The following is a 25,512-nucleotide window of genomic DNA, read 5'->3' on the forward strand; positions in this document are numbered from 1 at the left end:
TACGGCAGTGCTTGTAATGATAATACGCTGCAGGGTCCATACCTTAATAGCGCAGAATTCCAGCCGACCCTCATGCTGCCTGAGACGCTCTGTTTATTTGTTTTTGTTTTCGTCTTTTTTCTTTCGCCCAAACAAAAAGTAAGCAATTGGTCCAAGCAAATTAACAAACAGAATTACAACACTCCACATCCAGCGTGGTCCATTGGGAGTCGGCTGCCTAAAGAGGTCAATCAAAGCAATGATAATTAGTAAAGTGTTTATCACCACCACCGGCAGTAACAAAGCCCAATTTTGAGTAACTTGATCAATCATCGCACCCCTCCTCACATCTCTCGTCTTCCTTTTTATTCCCTATTGGCGTAAAGTTTACACTTCTCTTAAAACGTTGATAAGCCGCTTTTCTCTTGTAAGTAACTAAGAAGTCGCTGCCACTTTGCAGGCGGGCGCAAAGCTTCATAAGGAAGCGTATAGCGTCCATCATCATTATTCCATAAGCGTGCAAAATAATTATCCATATCTATAAACACCTGTTCTTCGCGCTTGCCCGATATATACACGTCTAATTCCAAGTTCAAGTTATCCAAGTTTCGTCGGGTGAAATTAGCAGATCCTCCTAGTGCGGCAACCCTATTTCCGTGGTCAAAATAAGCTAGTTTCGCATGATATTGTTCACCAGCTGTAACATACCATTTAATTTGAATGCCGGGCGCTAGACTATGTAAATCATAAGCAGCAACGCGATTTGGGATACCACCTTTCCGCTTGCCGAACGCCTCTTCATTCATATCAAGAATTAAACGTATTTCTGCTCCCCGCCTGGCTGCTCTTTTCAGCTCTTCAATTACCATTTGCTCTGATAAATAGAAAGCACCAACCCAAATCAAACTTCCCTTCGCTGCAGCCCTTATTTCTTTTAATAATGTTCGTTTTATTGCTTTTTCAGTAACTATTTTTGCCTGGACAGCTACGTTTTTCTTTTTCTCTTCAGTCAACGGTTTCTCCACAGAGAGCCAAGACAGATCGCTTCCACTCATCTTTGCGACCGCTTGTTCTGCTTTAAGTAAGTCTTTAATGATGATTCCTTTCACGTGAAAGCCGATGTTTGAATGAAAAGCACTAGCATCATGAGGATTCGCCGAACTAATAACCCCAGCTTGTTCATTTATTACAACTTTCCGGTGATTTGCCTTAAACAATAACAATTCTCCCCATGAACGCAAAGCCATTCTTGAGTCATCAAAAGACAACGGGTTCGGTAAAAAATATCGGTTAAACATGGGCAAATGCTTTAAAACACCACTGAAAAAAGGGGCATATAGAGCGTTTGAATCACGCAATTGAGAGACATCTGATAATATAACTTGAATCCCTGCTTTAGTAAGCTCAGAAAAATAAGGGGATTCCACCGAACCATAGGCTGTATTAATCCGATCAGAAATAACGATAATCGGCATCCTAGGATAGTTTTTCTTTTTTTGGACTAAGCGCCTTGTCAGCTGTTCAGCTACAGATGGAAACAAACGAGTATTATCGTGCCAATCGTTATACAAAAACATATCAATAAGTATAAATTGTTGAGCTCGTTCAATTTCCATCTCAATCTTTTGCATAATTTGTTGTTCTTGTAACCGTTCACCACGCCGTCCGTATGTTACATCCTGTAAAAAGTTAACTTCGCTATCCGAACGTACTATACTAGTAAAATTAAGACCCCGCGGTAGCGGTTTAAACCTGTGAAATAAGATTGCTAGCGAATATATACTGCATATAAGCAGTAAAAGCCTTTTTATCATAGGCAGTCCCTTCTCCTCTCCACGCCGGCCTTACCGACGGTTATTGCTTATCTTATCTTTTATTTTACTTTTCCCCTCCTTTTCATGATATAATCCTCTCAACATTTTAAGTACATAAAGGAGGTTCTTTCATTGGGTTCAGCCAAGGAAAAAGCAACATTTGCCGGGGGCTGTTTTTGGTGCATGGTTCAGCCGTTTGAAGAAATGGAGGGAATCCTAAACGTAGTATCCGGTTATACCGGTGGCACCACTGTTAATCCCACTTATGAAGAAGTTAAAACCGGGACCTCAGGTCATTATGAAGCCGTTCAAATCACCTATGACCCAGAACGCTTTTCTTACGAGCAGTTGTTAAACCTGTACTGGCCGCAAATTGACCCTACCGACGACGGCGGCCAATTTCATGATCGCGGCCCGCAATATCGGACAGCGATCTTCTATCATAGCGAAGAACAGAAAAACCTGGCTCTTAAAGCAAAGACAGATATTGAACAAGAAGGACGGTTTAAAAAGCCGATTGTAACAGAAATCCTTCCTGCTTCTCGTTTTTATGAAGCAGAAGAAGAACATCAGCAATTTTATAAAAAACAGCCAAATGAATATAAAGCTGACCGAAAAGCTTCAGGCCGCGACCAATTTATCAGTACGCACTGGCAGGACTAAACGGTTGCTTAGTCCCGCTTCTTATATTACTATATTATATAGATAAGAAGCGGGATGTAGCTCAGCTTGGTAGAGCACAGGCATGGGGTGCCTGGGGTCGCAGGTTCAACTCCTGTCATCCCGACCAATCCTTATGAGCACTTCTTGGACTACATACACCCTTAATAAACGGGAAGGACAACCCACTGGGTCGTCCTTCCCGTTTTTATTTATTGCTTTTTATTTCATACGTTTAGTGCATACATACTTTCTAGCGGAGAAAATATGGCCTATCGTACAAAGTTTTATAGCAGCTCACAGCTTTCTAATAACATGTGTCAGGTAAAGAAACGCATTAACCCTTCTATTCCATAAAACGAAGCCACCGTCATCAAAATCGTCCAGATCAGTAAGCTGACATTCATCCAAATTATAATTTTCCTGCGATTGGACTCTAACGCTAAAGCAAATATCGTAGCCAGGTGAATGCCTGTGATCCCTGGGCCACTAATGGCAAGCCCGGGAAGACCGTATTTCTGAAAAATTCGTTGAACTTTCTCCCGGTTCTTTTGTTTTTTCTGGCGTTTTGCTGTCTGGTCTTGACTTTGTTTTCGTTCTGTTCGTTTCTGCCATTTCAACTGCACACGTTCATACCAGCTCGACTGTTGCACACGATGCATAAAAGCGACAATCAAAAAGACAGGCAGAGCATTTCCTACAAAAGCTGTCAATCCAACAAAAAATGGATCCAATCCTGCCCCTATTCCAATTGGAATGACGACGAGCAGCTCTATCCAAGGCGTCGCTGCCATTAAAAATACACTTATATACCAACCGAATACTTCCATCATCTTGATTCACCTGCCTACTGAGCAGCTTGAATACTGTGCCAAAACACACGCCAAGCAGCTTCCGCCTTTCTCTCAACCGTTTCTTTTTGATAGATAAACATTTCCGTCGTGATGCCATCCATCATAACGTAAAAAGCTTGTAAATACTGGTCAATATCTCCAGCTCGTATGAATTGCTCGCTTACACCTTTTGCAAACAACGAACGAAAAATCTCGTCTGTCTTACCTTCAAATGCTGCAAAACGAGCATTGATCTCCGCTTTTAATTGAAGGGGAGGAAACATAAGAACACGAATATACAAACGCCCGAAGTGATCTCCACTTAAAAATACACAGGTGGCAAGTAACGCTTCTTTTAATTGTCTTTCTATACCAAGTCCTTCAGCTTCTTTCAAACAGCGGTTAACATGAGAGACATAAGCTGCAAATACATCATCTACTACTGCAAGAAAAACATCTTCCTTGCTGGCAAAATGGTTATATAAAGATGGCTTTTTGATTCCGACTCCTTCAGCAATGTCCTTTAAACTCGTTCCTTCATATCCATGCTGAGCAAAATGAGTTAAAGCTACCTGCTTAATCCCTGAACTGGTCACAGTAGAGCACCTCCTGACAGTTATCCACAAATAAAACTAACAAACGTTAGCCAATTTACCGCAGATTTTCATTTGTGTCAATCTTTTTTTATGTATGAACGTATAATGATACTGCTGTCATCAACCTCTGCTGGTATGAAGATTGCTAGTCTCCTCGGTTACAGATTGAGGTTGAGTATTAATTATATGACCCAAGCTTCATCCCGCCCTTTTCTCACCAATTTATCACCATATAAAAGCTTACCCCATATGATTTAGGGGTAAGCCAAATGTAGAATTGCTTTCCATTTACCAACTGATTCCTTCCCTACCTAGACGAAATAAGCCAGGTGCTGTCAAGCTTACTATATATTCCTCAATGCTGGTTAATTTACTTGTTTTTGAAAAAAAGCTGTCAGGGCATGAAATACATCTTTATTTTCCCGCAAAATATAAGAACGGATTTGCGGAATGTCCAATGACTGATACACACTCATTAACGTACTGTGCTTATTGTGAACATTCACTTCTGCATACCCCATCATTTGTGATTTTTGCGCTATTTGTTCAATGAGGGGAACGCACGTCTTGTTATCTGAGAGCAAATTATCTCCATCAGAAAAGTGAAATGGATAAATGTTATATTGCGAAGGTGAGAATTCAGTTTGAATAACTTCTAAGGCCTTACGATATGCCGATGAACAGATCGTTCCTCCACTTTCTCCTTTAGAAAAGAACGAGTCTTCATCCACTACTTTCGCTTCTGTGTGGTGCGCAATAAATACTACTTCTACTTGTTCATACTGAGTCCGCAGAAACCGCATCATCCAGAAAAAGAAGCTGCGTGCCATAAACTTTTCAAAGCGGCCCATTGAACCAGAAGTATCCATCATCGCAATAATTACCGCTTTTGATTCCGGAGTTTGGACATCCTCCCACGTCTTAAACCTTAAATCTTCTGGATAAATAGGATGAAGGCTGGTTTTTCCTTTCATGGCATTTCGTTTGATCGCCTCAGTTATCGTCCTTCGCTTGTCGACATTGCCAAATAACCCTTGTTTACGCACATCCTTAAACTCGATGTCTGTGACTTCCAATTGATCTTGTTGTTTTGGTACGAGGTTTGGCAGTTCCATTTGTTCAAACATTAATTGTTCAAGTTCAGCGATATCAATTTCAGCTTCGTAGTGGTCTTCTCCTTTCTGATCTCCTGCGCGTCCTTTTTCTCCGCCTTTACCTGGTGTTTGCCCAATCACATCTCCTACTTCTGTATCGCCATCCCCTTGCCCAACATGAGAAGATTTCTCATCATTGTAACGAAATTTGTACTCGTCAAGAGAACGAATCGGCACCCGTACCTTCTTCCCTTTACGTCCAGACAAAATCAACTGCTCTTCTGTGACAATATCAGGTAAATTCTTTCGAACAGCTTCCTTTACTCTTTCTTGATGACGCCTTTGATCTTGATACCCTTTTCGGTGCAGAGACCAATCTTCACGAGAGACAATAAACCCTCTTTGCTCCTCTTCGTTCATATATCCTCCCACCTTTATTTGGCAAAGCAATTCTTGCTTTGTATTAACCTATGCACAACAAGACGAGAGTTTCCGTTTGTTTTTGCACAAGCACTCTAAAAATTGTGTCACCGCTGCTTAATGTTAGGGATAAGAATGTATAGAAAGACCGAAACAAAAGAGGAGTACTAATTGTCCATTGGAATTTAAGCGAGAATCACTTGAGGTAACAAGGTGATAGACCAAAGCCAAACAAAAAGCCGTTCCTCCTGGAACAGCTTACGGCAATTTACTTATTTAACAAAGGAAATCTCTCCTAGCGGCCAATATCTAAGGTTTGCTTTACCAACCAGTTTATCGTAAGGTACGAAGCCTAGCTGCCTGCTATCGAGACTGTTTTGTCTATTATCCCCTAAGACGAACAAATGGTTATCTGGCACAGTTTCTTTTTCTAATATATCTTCAAGGGTAAAATCATGGGTCAATACAGGGCCACCATGATGGTCTTTAAATTCATCTAAATAAGGCTCATCGTAAGGCTCCCCATTTACATACAATTGATCACTGGCGTATTCAATTTCATCTCCTGGCGTACCAATTACGCGTTTTATATAATCACTTTCTTCATTCGCATGAAAAACAATGAGATCAAAGCGGTCCGGTTCTACCCATTCATATCCTATTTTATTAATGATAAGACGTTCTCCATTTTCTATAGTCGGCATCATGGATTCTCCATGAACCATATAGTTGGCAAAGAAAAACGTACGAACTATGAGAACAATAAGCAATACAACAGCAAAAGTCTTTATCCAGTCCCAAATCTCCCGGCCAATGCTGTTCATAGCATCTCCTCCATTTCTCTACCTAGTTAATGTATCACTCGATTCCGTGGAGGGCAATATCAAACCAGCAACTTTACAATCTCTTTCCTTTCACTCCATTGAACTAAGCACACATGCGAAGAAAAAGCCGCTTTATAACTGACTCTTTTCTTCACTAATTTATTTCCTCTATAATGACCGAGGGGTTACGTTTTTTCTTTAAGGTATCACCTTTTGCCTCAAATGTACCGATTAAATCAAAAGAGTATATGTTTAAATACTGTGAGAAGGGGTATACAGATATGACTTAAATATGAAATTGCATTACATATTTTTTTATTATATTATAAAATAATGCTTCATTTTTTAATTTATATAAAATAAAGTGTAACGTTGGCTTCCTTTTTTACGTCTATATTGTGTAAGAGCTTCATGAAAGAGGTGATTACAATCAAATCGCTCGGTTTATTATCTATATTTACGTTGCTTTTACTCTATCATGAACCAGTATTTAGTCAGTCAGAAGCCTTTTTAAGCGAACATCCGACTACCCAAGCTGATTGGGAAGACCATCAAATTTCTCTAACGTGGGGACCTCATGCTTCATTTGAATATAGTATTGACATACAGCAGGCCTACCACGAAGAGGACACCTGGCATGTATACTATAGTCGATCTATGCCGGAAGTATATGAAGCTCATCCACACATAGAGACATATCCGAGAGCGTTACATTCTATTGATGATCCTTCGACTGTAGGAGATCCCATCCAATTGTATGAAATTCATGACAAACAAATCTTTGAAGATCATACAGAAAGAGAAACCATCTCAAAAGATAAAACGTTCACATTAAATTTTGATGCACCGATTAATCCCAATGGCATTGACGAACAAGGAATTCAGGTAGTTGATGCCAAAGGCGAAGAAGTGGAAGTAATTACGGTTATGACAGAGAGTTCAGAAATTAAAGTCCTTCCACCTGAGGAAGGTTACGAAGCAAACATGTTTTATGAAATGTATATCACAAATGACTGGGAAGCTGCTGATGGCACGGAATTGCCAAATGGATATAAATTATCTTTTGTCGCTGAGGAAGTGGATGAAGATCGGTTAACCTTCACTGACACCTTCCCTTTTTTAACGTGGGGAAATGAACGAACAGAAGAGGGTCCGGAAAAGAAGATTGACTTTGCTTTTACTAACAAAGTAGAAAATGATACATCACCCGTTCATGAAATAAGTGATCCGGTCGATGAACTTTTTAATGAATTTAATTTCTTACCCTTATGGGAAGAGCCAAACACTGACTTTCATCTGCAAAACATGCATAAATCCATACCACCTGAGACCCACCCGCTGCATTCTAGTACGTAACGTTGGCAACAAAAAAACTGCTTGGTCGTATCTCAATACGAATTGTAGAGTATTGAAATAAGAACGGCTCAAAAGGTTAGTTTAGAGTAGGAAAACATGCCAGGTGGCGAGGCTGCTGAAAAAGACCATTCACTGATAAATACATTTTTTCATTCACTACAACTTATAGTGATAACCAGTTGATGAGACCAGAGTAAGTGAGGCTCCAGTGGAAATGAAGTCAGGGCAAGACCCTGCAAAGCAACGCTCGAAGCGGCTTGCCAACTTCTCCACGGAACGCAAACTTGTGCAGGTATCATCAATTTTTTTATACAGGTTATACTTTAAAGATCCCCCCTCCTTAAACGATGAGCATTTTTTGTTCATGAGAAGGCTGAACCATCGCCGGCGGTCAAGAAGGCACGGCCCCAGGAAACAACGGAAGGCGCTGTCGCACGTATGCCTGTAGATAGAGAAGTATAGTCCAGGTGGTTTTACTGATAAGACTTGTGGGAGTTCCCCATTAAAAAGCCGCACTCTAACGCTGAGTGCGGCTGTTTTATTTAGCGGTTTAATAAACTTCCTACGTAGCGGAGCAATTCATTTGCTGATGTTGAATCATAGCCATATTCATCGATTAATCTAGCGATGACTTCATTTATTTTCTTTAACTGAGTTTCGTCTGGTGTTTTTGTAGAGGTTGTAATTTTCACCACATCTTTTAAGTCAGCAAACAGTTTCTTTTGAATTGCTTCTCTTAGTCTTTCATGCGAGTCATAATCAAACGATTTCCCTTTTCGTGCATAGGCTGAAATACGAATTAACACTTCTTCACGGAACGGCTTTTTGGCGTTTTCTGATATGCCAATCTGTTCTTCGATGGCCCGCATTAATTTTTCATCCGGATTAATTTCTTCTCCTGTTAATGGATCGCGCAATTTACTTTTGTTGCAATAAGCCTCCACATTATCTAAATAGTTATTCAATAAAGTCTTGGCGGATTCTTCATATGAGTACACAAAGGCTTTTTGCACTTCCCGTTTGGCAATATCATCATATTCTTTTCTTGCAAGCGCAATGAAATCCATATACCGCTCTTTGTCGTCATCCGAAATCGAAGCGTGTTGGTCTAGACCATCTTTTAAAGAACGGAGAACGTCTAGAGCATTAATGGAATTCGTATCTTTGCGAATGATGGCTGAGGAAATTCGATTAATGACATATCTAGGGTCAATTCCATTCATACCTTCGTTCGGAAATTCTTTTTTCAGTTCTTCTACGTCTTGAGTCGTAAACCCTTCCACATCTTCCCCATTATATAGTCTTAACTTTTGGATCAGATCCATCGCTTGTTTTTTCGGTTCTTTTAATCGGGTTAAGATTGTAAAAATAGCCGCTGTTTTTAAAGCATGCGGTGCAATATGGACATGAGACATTTCACTTTCTTCGATCATTTTTTTATAAATTTGTTCTTCGGCAGAGACTTTTAAATTATAAGGGACATTCATTACAATAATCCGCGAATGCAACGCTTCGTTCTTTTTGTTGGAAATAAAAGCTTCATATTCTGCTTCATTCGTATGGGCAACAATTAGTTCATCTGCACTGATAAGCGCAAATCGCCCAGCTTTAAAATTCCCTTCCTGGGTTAAAGAAAGCAGATGCCATAAAAACTTTTCATCACACTTTAACATCTCCTGAAATTCCATCATTCCACGATTTGCTTTGTTTAGCTCTCCATCAAACCGATAAGCTCTCGGGTCTGACTCAGAACCATATTCAGCTATGGTGGAAAAGTCAATACTGCCGGTTAGGTCGGCAATATCCTGTGATTTCGGATCCGACGGACTAAATGTCCCGATTCCAACACGTTTATCTTCGGAGAAAAAAATGCGCTCAACCATCACATCTTCAATTCGCCCATGATACTCTTTTTCAAGTCGCATCGCATTTAAAGGTGATAATTGCCCTTCAATCTTTATTCCATATTCTTTGTAAAAATCATCTCGCAAATGATAAGGAACTAAGTGAAGCGGATCTTCATGCATAGGACAGCCTTCAATCGCATATACGGCTCCCTCGTCTGTTAGCGAATACTGCTCCAATCCTCGTTTTAATAGATTAACAATCGTTGATTTACCTCCACTAACTGGACCCATCAGCAATAATATCCGTTTTCGCACATCGAGTTTTTTAGCAGCAGAATGAAAATATTCTTCTACTAGTCGGTCTAACGAATCTTCTAATCCATAAATTGCATCATCGAAGAATTTGTATTTTTTCAAACCTTCCTGGTCACTAACTCCTGCATGCTTAATCATATTATAAACTCGTGAATGGGCAGTTTGCGCGACTTGAGGACGCTCCCTCAATATTTCCAGATATTCACTAAATGTCCCGCGCCACTCTAATTTTTTTCGTTCTTCACGGTGGTCTTGCATTTTTTGTAGGATATCCACGCGAGTCCTCCTTTTCATTTTCCTAGAGAGAATCATCCTAGCTTAATCTATTTGTATGCAAACAACCTCTTATCATAACTATTGATATTGTTTTTTCGCTTTCTCTCTTTAGAGACTGTCTTATTTAGCCGAAATAAAAGATAGATCTTACTGTACTAGGTTTTTGATTCAAGGAAGCGAGGAATCGTCATGCGGGCATTCTTTGGAACGATTGCGATATTCAGTTTAATGGTGGTATTTACCGTACTGCTTTTCTTTACAGTCGAAGAAAGTGCGCGTGTTCAGTCAGTAGATGATGTGCTCGCTGAAGAAGTAGATATCGATGAAATTGCTGTAGCAAGCAACAGCTATCTGTATGATCGAGACGGGAACGTATTTGCCGAACGCAGAAATGATGAGCACCGGATTTATCTTGCTTATGAAGAACTTCCAAGCCAGTTTATGGATTCATTCCTGTCTACCGAAGATCGTTATTTTTTTGAGCATGAAGGAATTGATATGAGCGCAGTAGGCCGTGCTTTTTTTGTTAACTTACAAGCGCAGGGTATAGAACAAGGTGCAAGTACCATCACCCAGCAGCTCGTCCGCAACATCTATCTAGATAATGAACAAACATACAATAGAAAATTAAGTGAAATCCTGTATGCCTATGAAATCGAGCAGCAGTATGAAAAAGAAGAAATTCTTGAAATGTATTTAAATACTGTCTATTTTCATAACGGCGCTTACGGAATTGAAGCCGCCAGTCAAATGTATTTTGGGCGTGCTGCCTCTGAACTCTCGCTGGCTGAAATTGCTTTTTTAACAGGTATTCCAGCCAACCCTTCCTACTATGACCCTTTAACCAACAAAGAGAACACCCATGCTCGTCAAGAATGGGTGCTGCAAAAAATGGAAGAAACAGAGGCGATCTCAGCTGAAGAACGAGCTGCAGCACTTGAGGAAGACATCATCCTGAATTATAATGCTTCCGCCCAAGATGACTATCCAGCATACAGTGACTATGTCGAACATGAGGTCTATGAATTTATTGCTAAGGAACAAGGTTATCGTGAACAGTTGGAGAATGCTGAAGAGGAAGAGCGAACAAGAATAGAAGAAGAGCTTAATCAAGAAGTTCAATCATTGTTTAAACAAGGGGTTCATATTGAAACTGGTCTTGAACCACATGTACAAGAACAAGCTGAACAAACCGTAAATCAACAGTTATCCGGGCAAAATTTACAAGGAGTATCCGTAGTTATTGACCATCATCGAAATTGGCTCTCTGCCATCACAGGTGGTGTTAATTATGAAAAACAGCATTTCCATCGAGGCCATCAAGCATATCGGCAGCCAGGTTCAGCTATCAAACCATTACTCACATTTGCACCTTATCTGGATATCCAAGGGTCTCCTCTTCAAAGTGCTGTGAATGCAGACAACTTATGTCGTGATCAATATTGCCCTCGTAACGTGTCAGGTAGAGAATATGGACAAGTCTCACTTGAAGAAGCTTTTAAATACTCTCATAATACAGCAGCAATTCGTCTTGTCGAACGGATCGGCTTAGAAGAAGCATTTAATTACTTAGAACCCTTTTCATTTAGTCGAACTGTACCCGAAGATGAACGTCTACCAGCTGTATTGGGGGGCTTTTCAAATGGAATGAGCCCGTTTGAAATGACCGATGCGTACACTACCTTTTCAAACGATGGACAGTATCAACCATCCTATGCGGTCACCCGCATTCTCGACCGAGAAGGTGAAGTTCTTTATGAGCGGGAGTATCAGCCGGAGTCCGTTTGGAGTTCTTCAGTAAATGAACAAATGAGAAGCTTAATGACAAGTGCTATTAGAGAAGGGACAGGCACAGCAGCCAATTATACAGACGCAGATATCGGTGGAAAAACTGGCACTACCAATAATTACAACGACCTATGGTTTGTCGGGTATAACGAAAATTATACAAGCGGTGTCTGGGTCGGTAATGACACCCCTGCAAGTTTAAGAAATCATGATGCTTATCATTTATTAATTTGGCGCACTCTTATGGAACGTATATAACCTCTGGACCAATAGAACAGCCAGCCGTGAAGGTCATCCTTATATCGGCTGGCTGTTCTATGGTATAAATGGTGGTTATTCAAGGTATTGCGTTAAGGACCTCGCCCTGATTGGCCGTTTTATCCATACTTTCGTTTTAGAGAGGTCATATTAAAGAGGCAAACTGGCCACAAAACTGTTATAAAGCGTAAGTAAAGCATAGGTTACAGCTGTTAAAAAGGTACACCAAAAAAAGACTTGAAAAAAAATAAAACCAACCATTCCTGCCCCACTCAATGCGTCCCCAATTTTGTAGACACAATATATGAAATAAATCAATGTCGTGCCAAGAAAAATAGCAGCGATCCCCGGGAGATAAGTCATCGAGATAAGAGACGTTCCACTCCCTATCAAGTAAATCCAGGAGCCACCACGTATTCGTTGAAGCGCTCGCCCTTCTTCATCTTTAGAAAAAAAGAGCATCGCTAATTCTAAAATGGTATCTGCAATTAATTTTAAAGCAGAAAAGACCATAAAATAAAAAAGCATCGCTATAAATAGTAGCATAAGACGAAGCCCGGCTTCAGAGAAAAATTCCATCATTCCTCGGTAAAGACCAACTTCTGCTAGCCACTCACTAATTTGTCCTTCTGTATATATGGCAAGCGATGTACTGAATAAAAGAATTGAAAACAGCGGAACATAACTCGTAATATATGTATTTTTAAGCACTCTTGATAGGAGCTCCTTTCACTTCCATCCATAAAAAACTCTGTTCATTGGCATCGATGATATACCTGTCTTGCCCCCTTAAAACTCTCATTTAATCAGTCATGACTCGGGATAAAACAGCTTTCCCCCGCGATTTGAACCAGGCTTAAAGCTTTTAGTTGGGAAGTCCCACCAAGAAAGCTTCTAATTTAAAAAGATGCGGGGAAGGTCCCGCATCACGTATGATAGATCACTTCGTAAGAATGAAGCTGACTGCCAGTTGATGGACCGCTCTCCTTTGATTCTCTTTTTTCTTGGTGAGCTTTTTTAAACGCATCGCTATTTAGCCAAGCTTCATAATCCGTTTTAGATTCCCACTTGGTAAATACAACAACTTTCTCATCGCTTTGGTCGTCAGACAAAAATAAAAATTCCAAACATCCTTGTACCTCTTGCATATTAGCTGCACTGCCAGAAAAACGTTCAGTTAACTTTTCTTTTCCTTCTTTTGACGGGACATGAATTTCATTCATTACAACATACATATCGGTTCCTCCTATCAATACAATCTTGTTCAATTATAAAAGAGTTTTCGTTCCGTCACAAATTTTCCGTTGAACTCTTTTATTGTTTAGGAATAATCAGCTATAATATAGGTCAGACTCAGATTAGTGTAAAGGAGGATGCTTCGCATGGATGCACTACTGATTCTCCTAGTCTGTGTGGCTTTTGTGGTCTCTATATTTACAGCTGGTTATGAGGACAAGCCTCACAAACCCTAGGCACTAAAAAAGCTGTTCCGATGTAGCTTACGAACTACCGGAACAGCTTTTTTTCTTAGTACTGCTGCAGTTTATAATTATATGTCTCCCCTGCCAACGCTTCGGCGTTCTATTAGCCCTGCAACTTCATCAGAACAGAGTTTTTCTTTATTTAAGGCCTGCATATCCCTGCTGACGACAGGCTTCATACACGACAATAGCGGCAGCATTGGATAAATTTAACGAACGAACTTTATCTGTTTGAGGCAAATGTAAACAGCTGCCGTCGTTCTCTTTTAACACTTCAGTTGGCAAACCTTTTGTTTCCTTGCCAAATACAAAAAAATAATCCTTTTCAGGATCGCTGTAATCCAGCATATGATAAGGCTTGCTATCAACAGTCTCTACAAAGTAAATATTTCCTTGGCTTGCATAGGTTAAAAAACCTTCGAGATTATCGTGATAGGTAATATTCACATTAGGCCAATAGTCACACCCGGCCCGTTTCAACATCTTGTCGTCAGTTGAAAAGCCAAGCGGATGAATTAAATGAAGATGTGAATTGGTAGCTGCACAAGTTCTAGCAATATTCCCTGTGTTCGCTGGTATTTCTGGTTCGTGTAATACAACGTGAATCGCCATATGCTCTACTCCTCTTTTGCTGTTGTCTCTCTAAAGTATAGCATAGACATGTAGATACACCTTAATTGAAATCGTCTACAATGTGAAAAAATAAGTAGCGAATTTCTGGGGTCCAAGCCGATGAATCTTCATATTTCCAATACCTGTGCCTGCTGTCAAACGAATTTGCGTTAACAAGCGGTTCATTATTTCCATCTTTTTTTACGACTAAAGTGGTATGCTGGTAATTGCCATCGCCATTAAAATCATAACAAATGACGTCCCCAGGCTGGAGTCTCTTTACATCTTCAACTTCTTCGGCCCGTAACCCTTGGGTGGACCCACTCAAATACCAACGCATGGAATTTGCCACAGACCAGCTAAAACTCCAGTTATTTTCGTTATACCACCAGCCTTTTTCCCGTACGGGCTGTCCTCGCATTGGAGCACCACCAGCTCGCAGACATTGCGAAATATAATTGGTACAATTGTCTTCAAACGATTTATATTGGGGATTACGTTCATTCCACCATTCTTCCGCATAACGAACAGCTTCGCGCCGGTCATACTTCTGCCGGGCCGGATAAACAGGAGCAGAAACAGTCTGAAGACGCGGGCTGTCAAAGTGATGTTTTTGCTGATAGATCTCTCCTCTATTTGTATCAACTTTCCATTTCTCTTCACGTGATTCCATTAGATACTCTTCATTTATTTTTATAAAACGATCCCACTTCCATTGAAACACTAGCTGCTCTGATTCACCCATCTTGATACTCCGATAAGGGCGAAGCGTATTTTTCATGTTTAATAATTCAGCCTTCCTGCTTTCATGGCTTTCCTGTTCCCTTTTCCACCTATTTATTTCAGTAACTGGGAGATTTAACCGATTCGTCAACTTACCGGTTGGAGAAAAAGCATTTTCCATCATCTTTTCAAATGTCTCTTCCCAATTCATTTTACTCAACCTACTCACCCCCGAACATCTCTTATACATGTATGAAACTATTTTTGTTTCATGCCCTCTTTTAAAAAGGAGCAAGAGATTTCCTGAGCGCACTCTCGTTCTAAACGAGTAACACTTACACGGTACCAAACTGCATAAAAAAACTGTCCACCTCGTTAAATGCTTTTCTGCTTCATCTGTGTCAAATTAAAAGCAGAAACGAGCACCTTATCAGTTGGACAGTCAAGTTCTCAATCTCTTACTATTTATTCGGTTTTATATACTTAATGAGCCGTGTAAGACTGCAACATTTCTTTTTCGTGCGCAAGTAATTGTTCTTTAATTGAGAGGCCGCCTGCATATCCTACTAACGATCCGTTTGTGCCAATCACTCGGTGACAAGGAACGAGAATCGGCACCGGGTTTTTATTGTTCGCTGCCCCCACTGCCCGCACAGCTTTTGGAGAGCCAATTTCTGAAGCAATTTCTTTGTACGTTTTAACTTGCCCGTGTTCAATCCTTTTAAGTTCGTTCCATACCAGGCGCTGAAAAGCTGTGCCTCGCAAATCAATCGGAATTGTGAACGTTGTACGATTGTTCGAAAAATATTCTCGTAGTTCGGTACAAATATATTCTAGGTCATCGGGATCATGGTGGATGTTGGCATTTACATTTAAACGGCTCAGCCATGCTTTAACGTTTAACTGTTTCTCTTCCCCGCGGCCAAATTGGACATTACACACCCCTTGATGCGTTGCAAAGATAGTTAATGGACCTATCGGGGTATCCATTTCAGTATAAGAAATGGAACGTTTTCCAGACATGACATCCCTTCCTTTCCCTAAAGGTCTATCCCTGTCCAATATATTACATAATTAGTGGAGACCTTTTCAATACATTTTGCGATGATTTCACATAGTTTTTACCACTTTATCTATCTCTTCCCTGGCTTCTTCATCCGTTTCTATATCTTTCGCTTGTTTAACATAGAACAAAGCTTTTTCACTCCCAATTTCCCCCAAGGCCCAGGCTGCTGTCCCTCTAATCACCGGCCGAGGATCACTTTCTAACAAGTTACCGAGAAGGTCGGTGGCACTATCTTCCTTAAAGTGACCGAGTGCTATAATCGCATTACGCTGAATTGGTTTTTTCCCGCGCCACGAACCAGCCATGCTGCCAAAGCGCTCCCGAAATTCCCGGTTAGACAATAGTAAGAGCGAAGTTAGTTCAGGTTTTACTTTTTCAGGGTCTGGTTCAAATTCTTCGTGGCGGTGTTCATCAATTCCTTTATTTTCTGGGCAAACTTGTTGGCAAGTATCACAGCCATAAAGGCGGTTCCCCAACTTCTTGCGGTACCTTTCCGGTAAAAATCCCTTTGTCTGTGTTAAAAAAGCAATGCACTTATTAGAATCAAGCTGGCCTCCTTGTATGAGCGCTCCCGTTGGGCAGGCGTCCACACATTTATTACACGTGCCGCACTGTTCTGTTATTGGTGTATCTGAAGGCAGATCAATCGTAGTAATCATTTCACCAAGGTAGACATATGAACCAAATTCCGGGGTAATTACTGCACAATTCTTCCCCGTCCAGCCAATCCCTGCTCGTTCAGCCACCGCACGATCGGACAATTCTCCGGTGTCTACCATTGAAGCACACCTTGCTTCTGGGAACCGTTCGGTAATAAATTCTTCAAGTCGACGCAGCCTCTCACGCAATACATTATGGTAATCCTCTCCCCATGAAGCCCGGCAGAACACGCCGCGCCGATTGCCTTTGGTGCTCTTAGGAGGGTTTTTCATACGCGAAGGGTAAGCTAGAGCAATACTTATAATGGTTTTGGCTTCAGGGAGGAGTAAGTCAGGTTCTGTTCTTTTCTTTATATCAGGTTCCTCAAAACCTGAGTGATAGCCAAGCTCTTGCTGACGTTTCAACCGGTCCTTTAATGTTAAAAAGGGGTCAGTAGAAGCAAAACCGATTTTATCAATCCCGACGCTTCTAGCGTATGCTATTAATTCTTCTTTGAAGCGGGCGTTTGTCACGAGTTTTCCTCCTTTCATTTTTTATGGTTCCAAAGCCAAGTATGCTAGACTAATTGCACACCGGCTAATTATCTATCTGAGCACGAATATTTTGTCATAGGAGTTGATAAACATTGAAAATTTCTATTCACACTGACTTATTACAAACCATTCCAGGCTTTAAAGTAGGAGTGGTGCGCTACGATGATATCACAATTACTCAATCACCCCAAATGGTTAAAGGACGGCTTGCCTTTTTTCAAGAAAAAATAAAAACTGACCTTATGGAGGAAGGGGTCACTCAATATCCAGGAGTAGTAGAGTGGCGCCAGCTTTTTAAAGCGCTCGGCATGGACCCAAGCCGCTACCGCCCCTCCCATGAAGCGCTTTTTCGTCGTATTGGAAAAGGACAGAATATACCACCTATTCATTCAGCTGCCGATTTAAATAACTTTTTTTCGCTTCAATACGAGATGCCTTGTGGAATCTATGACCTAACACAGCTCTCTTCCCCAGTTGAACTTCGGCTTGGGCACGCAACAGACGAGTATGAAGCGTTAAATGGACGCACTACGAAAATGGAAGGCAAATTACTGAGTGGAGATGAAAAAGGCGCATTTGGCAGCCCGATCGTGGATAGCGCCAGATCAATAACTACCGAAGATACTCGTGCTGCTTTACAACTTTTATATTTGCCTGCCTCTCTATCCATTGAACATGCGAAAGAGCTGGTACAGGCAGCTAGTCAAATGTTTATCCAGGTTCATGGTGGGACAAACCGTCACGAAGTTCTTCATAATGTACAGGCTGAAGTGGAATTAGCTTAATTCCTCAATGCTAATATTTGCACTCCTGCTCTGATTTCCTTACACTTTACTAGCAGATCCATTTAAAATGTTAGAGGAGTGAAAAGCATGAGTAACGAACGCATAGCAACCGTCTTAAACAAACAAATTGCTAATTGGAGTGTCCTGTTTATCAAATTGCACAACTACCACTGGTATGTAAAAGGTCCTCAATTTTTCACCCTGCACGCCAAATTTGAAGAACTGTATAATGAAGCAGCAACCCATATTGATGAGCTTGCCGAACGACTGCTAGCTCTTAATGGAGAACCTGTTGCAACAATGAGTGAGTTTCTCAATACCGCTTCTGTGCAAGAAGCAAGCGGCAACGAATCAACAGACGAAATGGTATCTGCCATTGCAGGCGACTTCTCAACTATGATTGAAGAGTTAAAAGATGGAATGAGCGCTGCGGAAGAGCTGGACGATGAAACTACAGCAGATATGCTGCTCGCTATTCATCAATCTCTTGAAAAACATAACTGGATGTTTAAAGCATTCTTAAAAGAGTAAATAATTACTACCGCTCGGCCTTTCTTCGCTAGTAGAAAGGTCGAGTTTTCATCTTTACATCCATACCCCTATCCGTTAAACTATCATATACTAAATAAAAGCAAAGGAGGGACAAAATTGGAAGAAATACCGAAACCTCTCGTTCAGGCTAATCAGCTCTTTCTTGTAGCCGCTACATCCTTAGCCATTATTTTTCAAATCCCTGAGCTTCTTGCCTTTACATTTCTTGTTATAATTCTTCCTATATACTTCGGGCCGCGGGCAAATCTCATTTTCAAAGTAACAAAGCCTTTTTTGCAGCATAAATTTAAAGATGCCGAAACAGAGCATGTTAAATTACAGCGTTTCAACCAATCGATAGCTGCTATTATGATTGGTCTTGCTGTGTTTACACTCTTTCTTTTAGGCCACTGGGTCGGGTATATTTTTGCCGGCATGGTTACAGTAGCCGCAATTACAGCTCTCAGCGGCTATTGTGTAGGCTGTGTTATATATTATCAATGGAGACAATTCCGTTACAAAGCTAATAAATCGTAGCACTTTAAAGAAACTAAGAGTGCCACCTTACCCTGATAAGAATCCCCGATCCTCTTTTGGAGCGGGGGTTCTGGGTTCTATAGATTGTGCAGATCGTATTCGCCACCGTCCCGCAGAAACACGGGCCAGAACGAATAAGCGAATATATGCCTGTGAGTATTTAAGGGCTAGGAGCAACTTGTGATAATCTCAATCAAAGTAGCACAACTGAAGTTCTTCTCTCTATACACTTCCACTTTCGCTGTGTACATTGGAGGCTTTTCACCCCGATTTAGCCGACCACTTCTTGTAATTGACTTTGGTACAACTCATAATACATACCATACTGCTTTAGCAATTCCTCGTGAGTTCCTTTTTCATAGACTTTTCCTTTATTAACTACAATAATTTGATCTGCTTTTTTGATAGTATTTAAGCGGTGCGCAATCACAATACTAGTACGATCTTTCATTAAATATTCCAGTGCTTCTTGTATTTTAATTTCTGTTATCGTATCGATACTGCTCGTTGCTTCATCAAGTACTAGTATAGGAGGGTCCGCCAATAAGGCGCGGGCAATGGCCAACAGCTGTCGTTCTCCCTGACTGATCCCTTTCCCTTCTGAGTCCAGCACTGTATCATATTGATTTGGAAAGCGCCTTATAAATGGATCGGCATTTGCATACCGCGCCGCTTCTTCTACCTCTTCATCGGTAGCATTTAAGCGGCCATAGCGGATATTTTCTCGAATCGTCCCTTCAAATAAAAAGGAATCCTGCATGACAAAAGCCATCGATTGACGCACACTATCCCGTGTCACCTCTTTTACACTTTCTTTATCTATTACAATATCTCCACTGTTTATTTCATAAAAACGAGAAAGCAATTGAATGATGGTCGTCTTGCCTGCCCCAGTAGGGCCTACAAATGCTATCGTTTCCCCTGGCTCTGCTTGGAAGGATACATTTTCTAATACCAGCTCTTTGCCGTCATAAGAAAAGGAGACCTCAGAAAAGGAGATAGCGCCTTTGTTTAAAGTAAGTTCACGTTTACCCCCATCTTCATCCCCTTCCTGTTTTTCATCCATGATTGCAAAAACGCGCTCGGCCCCTGCCAAGGCTGAAAGAATTGTATTAAACTGGTTCGCCAGGTCATTTAATGGGCGAGTGAACTGCCTGGCGTACTCAGTGAATATAACAATAACTCCAATAGAGATCATGCCATTTAATGCAAAAATCCCTCCTATCCCCGCTATAATAGCAAAACTAAAGTTATTTAACGTATTCATTAGTTTTGGAATGAAGCCCGAGAAGGTTTGAGCCCAAAACCCTGAATGGCGCAAGCGCGCATTTTTCACTTCAAATGCTTCAATAACTCTGTCTTCTTGCGAATATGTTTTGACAATTTCCTGGCCAGACAGCGTTTCTTCAATATATGCATTCAAATTGCCAATATTTTTTTGCTGAGCCATGAAAAGAGGGCGTGTTCGCTTAGTAATCCATTTCATCCCATAAAACATGGCAGGTACAATCGTTAGCGTAAATAAAGTAAGCAGCGGGCTTAGCCAAAGCATCACAGAAACTGTGCCTAAGAGCATAAGGATACTTGAAAAAATTTGAACGACAGAGCTATTTAATGTGTTGCTTATATTTTCAATATCATTCGTTAAACGGCTCATTAACTCTCCATGCTTTTTGTGGTCAAAAAAGGGTATTCTGAGCGTGTGTAATTTATCAAAAAGCTCTGTGCGAATTCGGTAGACCGTACGCTGTGCCACCTCCACCATCCAGAAATTCTGGCCAAATACCGACAGCGAATGAAAGAGATAAACAGCTCCCAATCCGATTAAAAAGAGAGGCAAAGAACCAAATTCTTCAGCTACAATATAATAATCGACCGCCGTTCCCACTAGAAAAGGGCCCAATATCGCAAAGATGGAACTACATATTACCATCGAGAGGACAAGTACTAATTTTAACCGATTTGCAAATAAATAAGTCCATAATCGTTTTAAGGTATATGTCCAATTTTGTACCCTTTTATTTTGTTCAGGAGAGGCCTCTTTGTCCAAATGCTCGCTTGCAATCAAATAGGAAGCGTGCTGGAAGGGCTCTTTCAACTGTTTAAGCATAATTAGAGCCTCCTAACGAAAATTGACTGTCATACAGTCTGCGGTACAAGCTTGACTTACCCATTAACTCTTCGTGACTTCCTTTTAACGATAACTCCCCATATTCAAGAATCACAACTTCATCTGCCTTCATCGCGGTACTTATTTTTTGAGTGATCATTAACGTCGTCATTTTATATTGATCCAAGGCTGCAAGCAGGTTGGACTCTGTCTTCATGTCAAGAGCACTAGTACAGTCATCCAGTAACAGCACAGCAGGCTTTCGCAACAAGGCGCGAGCAATAGAAATTCGTTGTTTTTGACCTCCAGAGAGAGTGATTCCTTTTTGTCCGGTACGTGTTTCCAATTGGTCTGGCAGATTTTTAATCGTTTCATATATCTGAGCATCATTAGCTGCCTGAATGATTTCTTCTTCAGTTGCATTTGGGTTTCCCCAGCTGATATTTTCCCGGATGGTCCCTGAAAAAAGTATCGCTTCCTGTGAAACATACCCGATTTGTTGACGGAGTTCTTTTAATTGCAAAGAAGAAATGTCATGATGATCAAGGAAAATTTGCCCGCGGGACGTATCATAAAGCCTTGGAATCAGCTGAAATAGTGATGTTTTACCGGACCCCGTAGCCCCAAGAACTGCCACCCGCTGACCCGGTTTAATGGTAAAGGAAATATTTTGTAGAACTGCTTCTTCACTTTCTGGGTATTGAAATGACACGTTGTCAAAATGTAATTTCCCAGTATAGATGGGAGATAAAGCCTTGGTTCCATCTTTTAAATCGTCTTCTGTTGTAATCACATCTTCAATACGAGCGACAGATGCCTTAGCTCTTGAGAAAATCATAATAATCATCGAAAACACTGATAAAGCTGTAATCATCCGAGTCGCATAATTAATAATCGCTACCACTTCTCCCACTGTTGCCGTATTGGTTGTAATTTGCACGCTTCCAAACCAAAGGATTGCCATAATACTTCCATTCATAAGCAATAAGATAACCGGCATCGTAAATTCAACAGTGCGAAGAGCTGAGACTGTCCGTTGTTTTAATTGATCACTTGCTTGATGAAAACGGGATTGCTCGTATTTTTGCCGTAAATATACACGAATGAGACGGACTGCAGTGAGGTTTTCTTGAACCACACTATTCACACGGTCAACTCGAGCTTGAACTTGGCTGAATTGACGACCAGCCCTTGTCATAACTTTTATTAAAAAAGCGATTAAAAGTGGAACAGTTATTACTAAAATTACAGCCAATTGTACATTTACGATCAGGGCCATAATCACTGCCCCAATTAAGAGCAAAGGCGCGCGAAACATGATACGCAAACTCATAAACAATGTATTTTGCACTTGTGTAACATCATTTGTCATTCGTGTTAAGAGTGATGAAACCGGGAACTGATGAAAATTCGAAAAAGCAAATGTCTGCACCCGCTTATACAAGCGCTGGCGAATATTATAGCCAACATGTTGGCTTACATGAGCGGCATAAAACGAATTAATAATCCCAGCTGTAAAAGCGAGCAAAGAGAGCGAGACGAGTACCCCGCCCCAACGTAGCACCGTTCCCATATCCTCTTGCATAATACCATCATCGATCATTCTAGAAATAATAAAAGGCTGCATCAGTTCTACAATCAATTCAACCAGCATTAGAAAAACAGCGACAAATACAGCGACTCGGTATGGCTTTATATGTTCTAGTAATGTCTTCATCCTGCCGCTCCCTTCCCTACGAATACCCCTTCATCTATATATATCGTGTCACGAAATAGTACTTTTCAATTTTCCCATATTTTTCTTACAATTGAAACCACCCCCTTTTCTTCTATACATGTTCATTATTTAAACTTCCTTGGCAGATAAGGAGACCCCCACCCAAAACTTCAACGAATTATTGATATATTTACATAGGAAACTTTATTCAGGTCCCTTTTTTATACACTTTTACGTAACATTCCAACTGTCATTAGGGTCGAATATTGGCAAGCTGAAATTAGCATTTGATTAACTCGTTCTCCAAATGCTAATTTCTTTCCCATTTCAAGCCAACGGAACCAATAGAGATAGTTATCCAAATAGGAGGTGCCAACTCCTTGAAATCGCTCCATCCAACCCTTTAAACGATTATGGAAGTTGTAAACATGTTGTATATGGTATATTCATTTCTTTACTCGCTCTTTCTGTCTTTCATGATGGTTTCGTGCTTTAATCCTTTCATCGCTGCAAATTTTTTATAGTTAGTTGCTGTATCTGTGCATAACAAACATGAGGGGCTTAAATACGCTCCTATGAGTTCTAAGCGTGTTCAAGATTTTATGCCTCCAATAGAAGGCAGTTGAGATGTGTATATCAAGACGTTCAGTAATTTTGGGCAAAGTATTACCTTCAATCACAAGTTGATGGGATGGCAATACATGGAGAGCAGTTGGAAGCAGGAACATATCAAAAAAGCGGGACGTACTGGGTAGTATCAGTACGTCCCGCTTTTAATAGTACAAATAAAAAAAGCTTCCATATAGGAAAGCTTAGCTTAATTATTGTTGGTAGCGAAGGTGGGATTCGAACCCACACGCCCGAAGGCATAGCATTTTGAGTGCTACGTGTCTGCCAGTTCCACCACTTCGCCTAACAAAATAAGATGGTGCCGAGGGCCGGACTTGAACCGGCACGGTTGTAGACCAACCGCAGGATTTTAAGTCCTGTGTGTCTGCCAATTCCACCACCCCGGCAGATTAAGTTGGAGGCGGCACCCGGATTTGAACCGGGGAATCAGGGTTTTGCAGACCCGTGCCTTACCACTTGGCTATGCCGCCACATCCATTGAGCGTGATTTAAAAACCAAATAGACAGCGGATCGTAATAATGGAGCGGAAGACGGGATTCGAACCCGCGACCCCTACCTTGGCAAGGTAGTGTTCTACCACTGAACTACTTCCGCATCATGGCTGGGCTAGCTGGATTCGAACCAGCGCATGACGGAGTCAAAGTCCGTTGCCTTACCGCTTGGCTATAGCCCAATCCGTAATATCAGATGGGGCGGTTGATGGGGATCGAACCCACGAATGCCGGAGCCACAATCCGGTGCGTTAACCACTTCGCCACAACCGCCATGATCAAGTTAGTTAATGGCAGGGGTAGTAGGAATCGAACCCACATTTGCGGTTTTGGAGACCGCCGTTCTCGCCGTTGAACTATACCCCTATAAGTTGGTGGAGGGGGACGGATTCGAACCGCCGAACCCGAAGGAGCGGATTTACAGTCCGCCGCGTTTGGCCAACTTCGCTACCCCTCCACATAATAACAGAAATAAATGGTGCCGGCCAGAGGACTTGAACCCCCAACCTACTGATTACAAGTCAGTTGCTCTACCAGTTGAGCTAGGCCGGCCCGTAACAAAATGGTGGCTCGAGACGGAATCGAACCGCCGACACGCGGATTTTCAGTCCGCTGCTCTACCGACTGAGCTATCGAGCCTAAATAAAATGGCGGGCCTGACGGGAATCGAACCCGCGATCTCCTGCGTGACAGGCAGGCATGTTAACCGCTACACCACAGGCCCATTTTAATAAGTTACTGTTCGGTAAGTATTTAGTTTTTACACTGGTTGTGCAATCAACTTTGATACTAATTAAAATTGGTTGCGGGGAGAGGATTTGAACCTCTGACCTCCGGGTTATGAGCCCGACGAGCTACCAGACTGCTCTACCCCGCGATATAAATAATGAATGGTGGAGGATGACAGGATCGAACTGCCGACCCCCTGCTTGTAAGGCAGGTGCTCTCCCGGCTGAGCTAATCCTCCAATTAAGATGGTGACCCGTGCGGGATTCGAACCCGCGTTACCGCCGTGAAAGGGCGGTGTCTTAACCCCTTGACCAACGGGCCTTTTATATAAATTAAATGGCGGAGAGCGAGGGATTCGAACCCTCGAGACGGTTAAACCCGCCTACACGATTTCCAATCGTGCTCCTTAAGCCACTCGGACAGCTCTCCTAATGGCTCCACAGGCAGGATTCGAACCTGCGACCGATCGGTTAACAGCCGATTGCTCTACCACTGAGCTACTGTGGAATGTTTATGTAACAAGAGACATCTATTAGTTTAATATAAAAGCTATGTGAAATGCAAGAGTAAATTTTAAAAACTTATTGGCCTGGCAGCGTCCTACTCTCACGGGGGGTTGCCCCCCGATTACCATCGGCGCTGAAGAGCTTAACGGCCGTGTTCGGCATGGGAACGGGTGTGACCTCTTCGCCATCACCACCAGACCAATATAGAGTGTTATTCACTCAAAACTGGATAGCGTCGTTGATGAAATACCGGTGCGTTGACTTAAACCATTAGGATAAGCCCTCGACCGATTAGTATCTGTCAGCTGCACGTGTCGCCACGCGTCCACCTCAGACCTAT

21 protein-coding genes, 17 tRNA genes, 1 rRNA gene and 1 pseudogene are annotated in these 25,512 nt (G+C 41.5%); 7 read left to right on the forward strand and 33 right to left on the reverse strand.

Translation table 11 applies throughout. From position 1 onward, the window contains the following. Positions 1–93: 93 nt before the first annotated feature. Together D469_RS0115115 and D469_RS0115120 are read right to left on the reverse strand one after the other, a co-directional pair. Positions 94–312, reverse strand: a complete 219-nt coding sequence (locus D469_RS0115115; protein ID WP_018924251.1) for a PLD nuclease N-terminal domain-containing protein — start codon at positions 310–312, stop codon at positions 94–96. A gap of 65 nt (positions 313–377) precedes the next feature. Further along, positions 378–1,793 (reverse strand): phospholipase D-like domain-containing protein, encoded by a 1,416-nt coding sequence (locus tag D469_RS0115120; RefSeq protein ID WP_018924252.1) that lies wholly within the window; start codon positions 1,791–1,793, stop codon positions 378–380. Positions 1,794–1,925: 132 nt separating this feature from the next. Between D469_RS0115120 and msrA the strand changes: the two genes are divergently transcribed. Together msrA and D469_RS0115130 are read left to right on the forward strand one after the other, a co-directional pair. After that, complete coding sequence (gene msrA / locus D469_RS0115125; protein WP_018924253.1) at positions 1,926–2,456, forward strand: peptide-methionine (S)-S-oxide reductase MsrA; 531 nt, start codon at positions 1,926–1,928, stop codon at positions 2,454–2,456. A 50-nt stretch (positions 2,457–2,506) separates the two neighbouring features. Further along, a tRNA-Pro gene (locus D469_RS0115130) sits at positions 2,507–2,583 on the forward strand. 190 nt (positions 2,584–2,773) lie between these two features. On the opposite strand, the gene D469_RS0115135 is transcribed toward D469_RS0115130, so the two are convergent. From D469_RS0115135 to lepB, 4 genes are all read right to left on the reverse strand, one after another. Further along, positions 2,774–3,286, reverse strand: coding sequence for a small multi-drug export protein (locus D469_RS0115135; protein ID WP_018924254.1), 513 nt, complete (start codon positions 3,284–3,286; stop codon positions 2,774–2,776). Between the two features lie 14 nt (positions 3,287–3,300). After that, on the reverse strand, positions 3,301–3,882 hold the full coding sequence (locus D469_RS22700) for a TetR/AcrR family transcriptional regulator (RefSeq protein ID WP_018924255.1): 582 nt from the start codon (positions 3,880–3,882) through the stop codon (positions 3,301–3,303). 365 nt (positions 3,883–4,247) lie between these two features. Further along, positions 4,248–5,396 (reverse strand): sporulation protein YhbH, encoded by a 1,149-nt coding sequence (yhbH, locus tag D469_RS0115145; protein ID WP_018924256.1) that lies wholly within the window; start codon positions 5,394–5,396, stop codon positions 4,248–4,250. A 272-nt stretch (positions 5,397–5,668) separates the two neighbouring features. Then, entirely contained in the window at positions 5,669–6,220 is a 552-nt protein-coding gene (gene lepB / locus D469_RS0115150) for a signal peptidase I (protein WP_018924257.1), read from the reverse strand. Positions 6,221–6,631: 411 nt separating this feature from the next. Here lepB and D469_RS0115155 point away from each other — a divergent pair, with 411 nt between their 5' ends. After that, positions 6,632–7,576, forward strand: coding sequence for a hypothetical protein (locus tag D469_RS0115155; RefSeq protein ID WP_018924258.1), 945 nt, complete (start codon positions 6,632–6,634; stop codon positions 7,574–7,576). A gap of 542 nt (positions 7,577–8,118) precedes the next feature. Here the strand turns inward: D469_RS0115155 and D469_RS0115160 are convergent. Further along, on the reverse strand, positions 8,119–10,014 hold the full coding sequence (locus tag D469_RS0115160; RefSeq protein WP_018924259.1) for a PrkA family serine protein kinase: 1,896 nt from the start codon (positions 10,012–10,014) through the stop codon (positions 8,119–8,121). Between the two features lie 189 nt (positions 10,015–10,203). Between D469_RS0115160 and D469_RS0115165 the strand changes: the two genes are divergently transcribed. Further along, positions 10,204–12,060: a transglycosylase domain-containing protein gene (locus tag D469_RS0115165; RefSeq protein WP_018924260.1), complete on the forward strand. Its 1,857-nt coding sequence runs from the start codon at positions 10,204–10,206 to the stop codon at positions 12,058–12,060. 150 nt (positions 12,061–12,210) lie between these two features. Here D469_RS0115165 and D469_RS0115170 read toward each other — a convergent pair whose 3' ends face one another. From D469_RS0115170 to queG, 6 genes are all read right to left on the reverse strand, one after another. Beyond that, entirely contained in the window at positions 12,211–12,771 is a 561-nt protein-coding gene (locus tag D469_RS0115170) for a YufK family protein (protein ID WP_018924261.1), read from the reverse strand. Positions 12,772–12,986: 215 nt separating this feature from the next. After that, positions 12,987–13,295, reverse strand: coding sequence for an antibiotic biosynthesis monooxygenase family protein (locus D469_RS0115175; protein WP_018924262.1), 309 nt, complete (start codon positions 13,293–13,295; stop codon positions 12,987–12,989). 384 nt (positions 13,296–13,679) lie between these two features. Continuing rightward, a complete protein-coding gene (gene trmL / locus D469_RS0115185; RefSeq protein ID WP_018924264.1) occupies positions 13,680–14,153 on the reverse strand; it encodes a tRNA (uridine(34)/cytosine(34)/5-carboxymethylaminomethyluridine(34)-2'-O)-methyltransferase TrmL in 474 nt (157 codons plus the stop codon). Positions 14,154–14,214: 61 nt separating this feature from the next. Continuing rightward, positions 14,215–15,096 carry an amidase domain-containing protein gene (locus tag D469_RS21310; protein ID WP_240473351.1) on the reverse strand — a complete coding sequence of 294 codons (882 nt, stop codon included), beginning with the start codon at positions 15,094–15,096 and terminating at the stop codon, positions 14,215–14,217. 263 nt (positions 15,097–15,359) lie between these two features. Beyond that, entirely contained in the window at positions 15,360–15,899 is a 540-nt protein-coding gene (locus D469_RS0115195; RefSeq protein ID WP_018924266.1) for a methylated-DNA--[protein]-cysteine S-methyltransferase, read from the reverse strand. Positions 15,900–15,986: 87 nt separating this feature from the next. Beyond that, entirely contained in the window at positions 15,987–17,114 is a 1,128-nt protein-coding gene (gene queG, locus D469_RS0115200) for a tRNA epoxyqueuosine(34) reductase QueG (RefSeq protein WP_018924267.1), read from the reverse strand. Between the two features lie 113 nt (positions 17,115–17,227). Between queG and D469_RS0115205 the strand changes: the two genes are divergently transcribed. From D469_RS0115205 to D469_RS0115215, 3 genes are all read left to right on the forward strand, one after another. Further along, entirely contained in the window at positions 17,228–17,920 is a 693-nt protein-coding gene (locus D469_RS0115205) for a B3/B4 domain-containing protein (protein WP_018924268.1), read from the forward strand. Between the two features lie 87 nt (positions 17,921–18,007). Continuing rightward, a complete protein-coding gene (locus D469_RS0115210; protein ID WP_018924269.1) occupies positions 18,008–18,451 on the forward strand; it encodes a Dps family protein in 444 nt (147 codons plus the stop codon). 117 nt (positions 18,452–18,568) lie between these two features. Further along, entirely contained in the window at positions 18,569–18,988 is a 420-nt protein-coding gene (locus tag D469_RS0115215; protein ID WP_018924270.1) for a DUF4395 domain-containing protein, read from the forward strand. Positions 18,989–19,259: 271 nt separating this feature from the next. Here D469_RS0115215 and D469_RS0115220 read toward each other — a convergent pair whose 3' ends face one another. From D469_RS0115220 to rrf, 20 genes and pseudogenes are all read right to left on the reverse strand, one after another. Next, positions 19,260–21,098, reverse strand: coding sequence for an ABC transporter ATP-binding protein (locus D469_RS0115220; protein WP_018924271.1), 1,839 nt, complete (start codon positions 21,096–21,098; stop codon positions 19,260–19,262). Beyond that, positions 21,091–22,815, reverse strand: coding sequence for an ABC transporter ATP-binding protein (locus D469_RS0115225; RefSeq protein WP_018924272.1), 1,725 nt, complete (start codon positions 22,813–22,815; stop codon positions 21,091–21,093). Before D469_RS0115225 ends, D469_RS0115220 begins: the two co-directional genes overlap by 8 nt. A 221-nt stretch (positions 22,816–23,036) precedes the next feature. Continuing rightward, a pseudogene (locus D469_RS21760) lies at positions 23,037–23,498 on the reverse strand (IS1595 family transposase); the annotation flags it as partial. A 145-nt stretch (positions 23,499–23,643) separates the two neighbouring features. Continuing rightward, positions 23,644–23,728 (reverse strand) — tRNA-Leu (locus D469_RS0115235). Between the two features lie 13 nt (positions 23,729–23,741). After that, positions 23,742–23,831, reverse strand: a tRNA-Leu gene (locus D469_RS0115240). A gap of 9 nt (positions 23,832–23,840) precedes the next feature. Then, positions 23,841–23,915 (reverse strand) — tRNA-Cys (locus tag D469_RS0115245). Between the two features lie 50 nt (positions 23,916–23,965). Beyond that, a tRNA-Gly gene (locus tag D469_RS0115250) sits at positions 23,966–24,040 on the reverse strand. A 4-nt stretch (positions 24,041–24,044) separates the two neighbouring features. Then, positions 24,045–24,119, reverse strand: a tRNA-Gln gene (locus D469_RS0115255). A gap of 15 nt (positions 24,120–24,134) precedes the next feature. Further along, positions 24,135–24,210, reverse strand: a tRNA-His gene (locus D469_RS0115260). 18 nt (positions 24,211–24,228) lie between these two features. Next, positions 24,229–24,303 (reverse strand) — tRNA-Trp (locus D469_RS0115265). Between the two features lie 6 nt (positions 24,304–24,309). Then, positions 24,310–24,394, reverse strand: a tRNA-Tyr gene (locus D469_RS0115270). 19 nt (positions 24,395–24,413) lie between these two features. Beyond that, positions 24,414–24,489, reverse strand: a tRNA-Thr gene (locus D469_RS0115275). A gap of 11 nt (positions 24,490–24,500) precedes the next feature. After that, positions 24,501–24,576, reverse strand: a tRNA-Phe gene (locus D469_RS0115280). A gap of 9 nt (positions 24,577–24,585) precedes the next feature. Next, positions 24,586–24,661: transfer RNA gene (locus tag D469_RS0115285), tRNA-Asp, on the reverse strand. A gap of 76 nt (positions 24,662–24,737) precedes the next feature. Next, a tRNA-Met gene (locus D469_RS0115290) sits at positions 24,738–24,814 on the reverse strand. A 14-nt stretch (positions 24,815–24,828) separates the two neighbouring features. Further along, positions 24,829–24,904, reverse strand: a tRNA-Val gene (locus D469_RS0115295). A gap of 8 nt (positions 24,905–24,912) precedes the next feature. Continuing rightward, positions 24,913–24,987 (reverse strand) — tRNA-Glu (locus D469_RS0115300). A gap of 16 nt (positions 24,988–25,003) precedes the next feature. After that, a tRNA-Ser gene (locus tag D469_RS0115305) sits at positions 25,004–25,095 on the reverse strand. 3 nt (positions 25,096–25,098) lie between these two features. Continuing rightward, positions 25,099–25,173 (reverse strand) — tRNA-Asn (locus D469_RS0115310). Positions 25,174–25,253: 80 nt separating this feature from the next. Beyond that, positions 25,254–25,370 (reverse strand): 5S ribosomal RNA (gene rrf / locus D469_RS0115315). Between the last annotated feature and the right edge of the window lie 142 nt (positions 25,371–25,512).

This window comes from Salsuginibacillus kocurii DSM 18087 (assembly GCF_000377705.1).
Taxonomy (GTDB): Bacteria; Bacillota; Bacilli; order Bacillales; family Marinococcaceae; genus Salsuginibacillus; species Salsuginibacillus kocurii.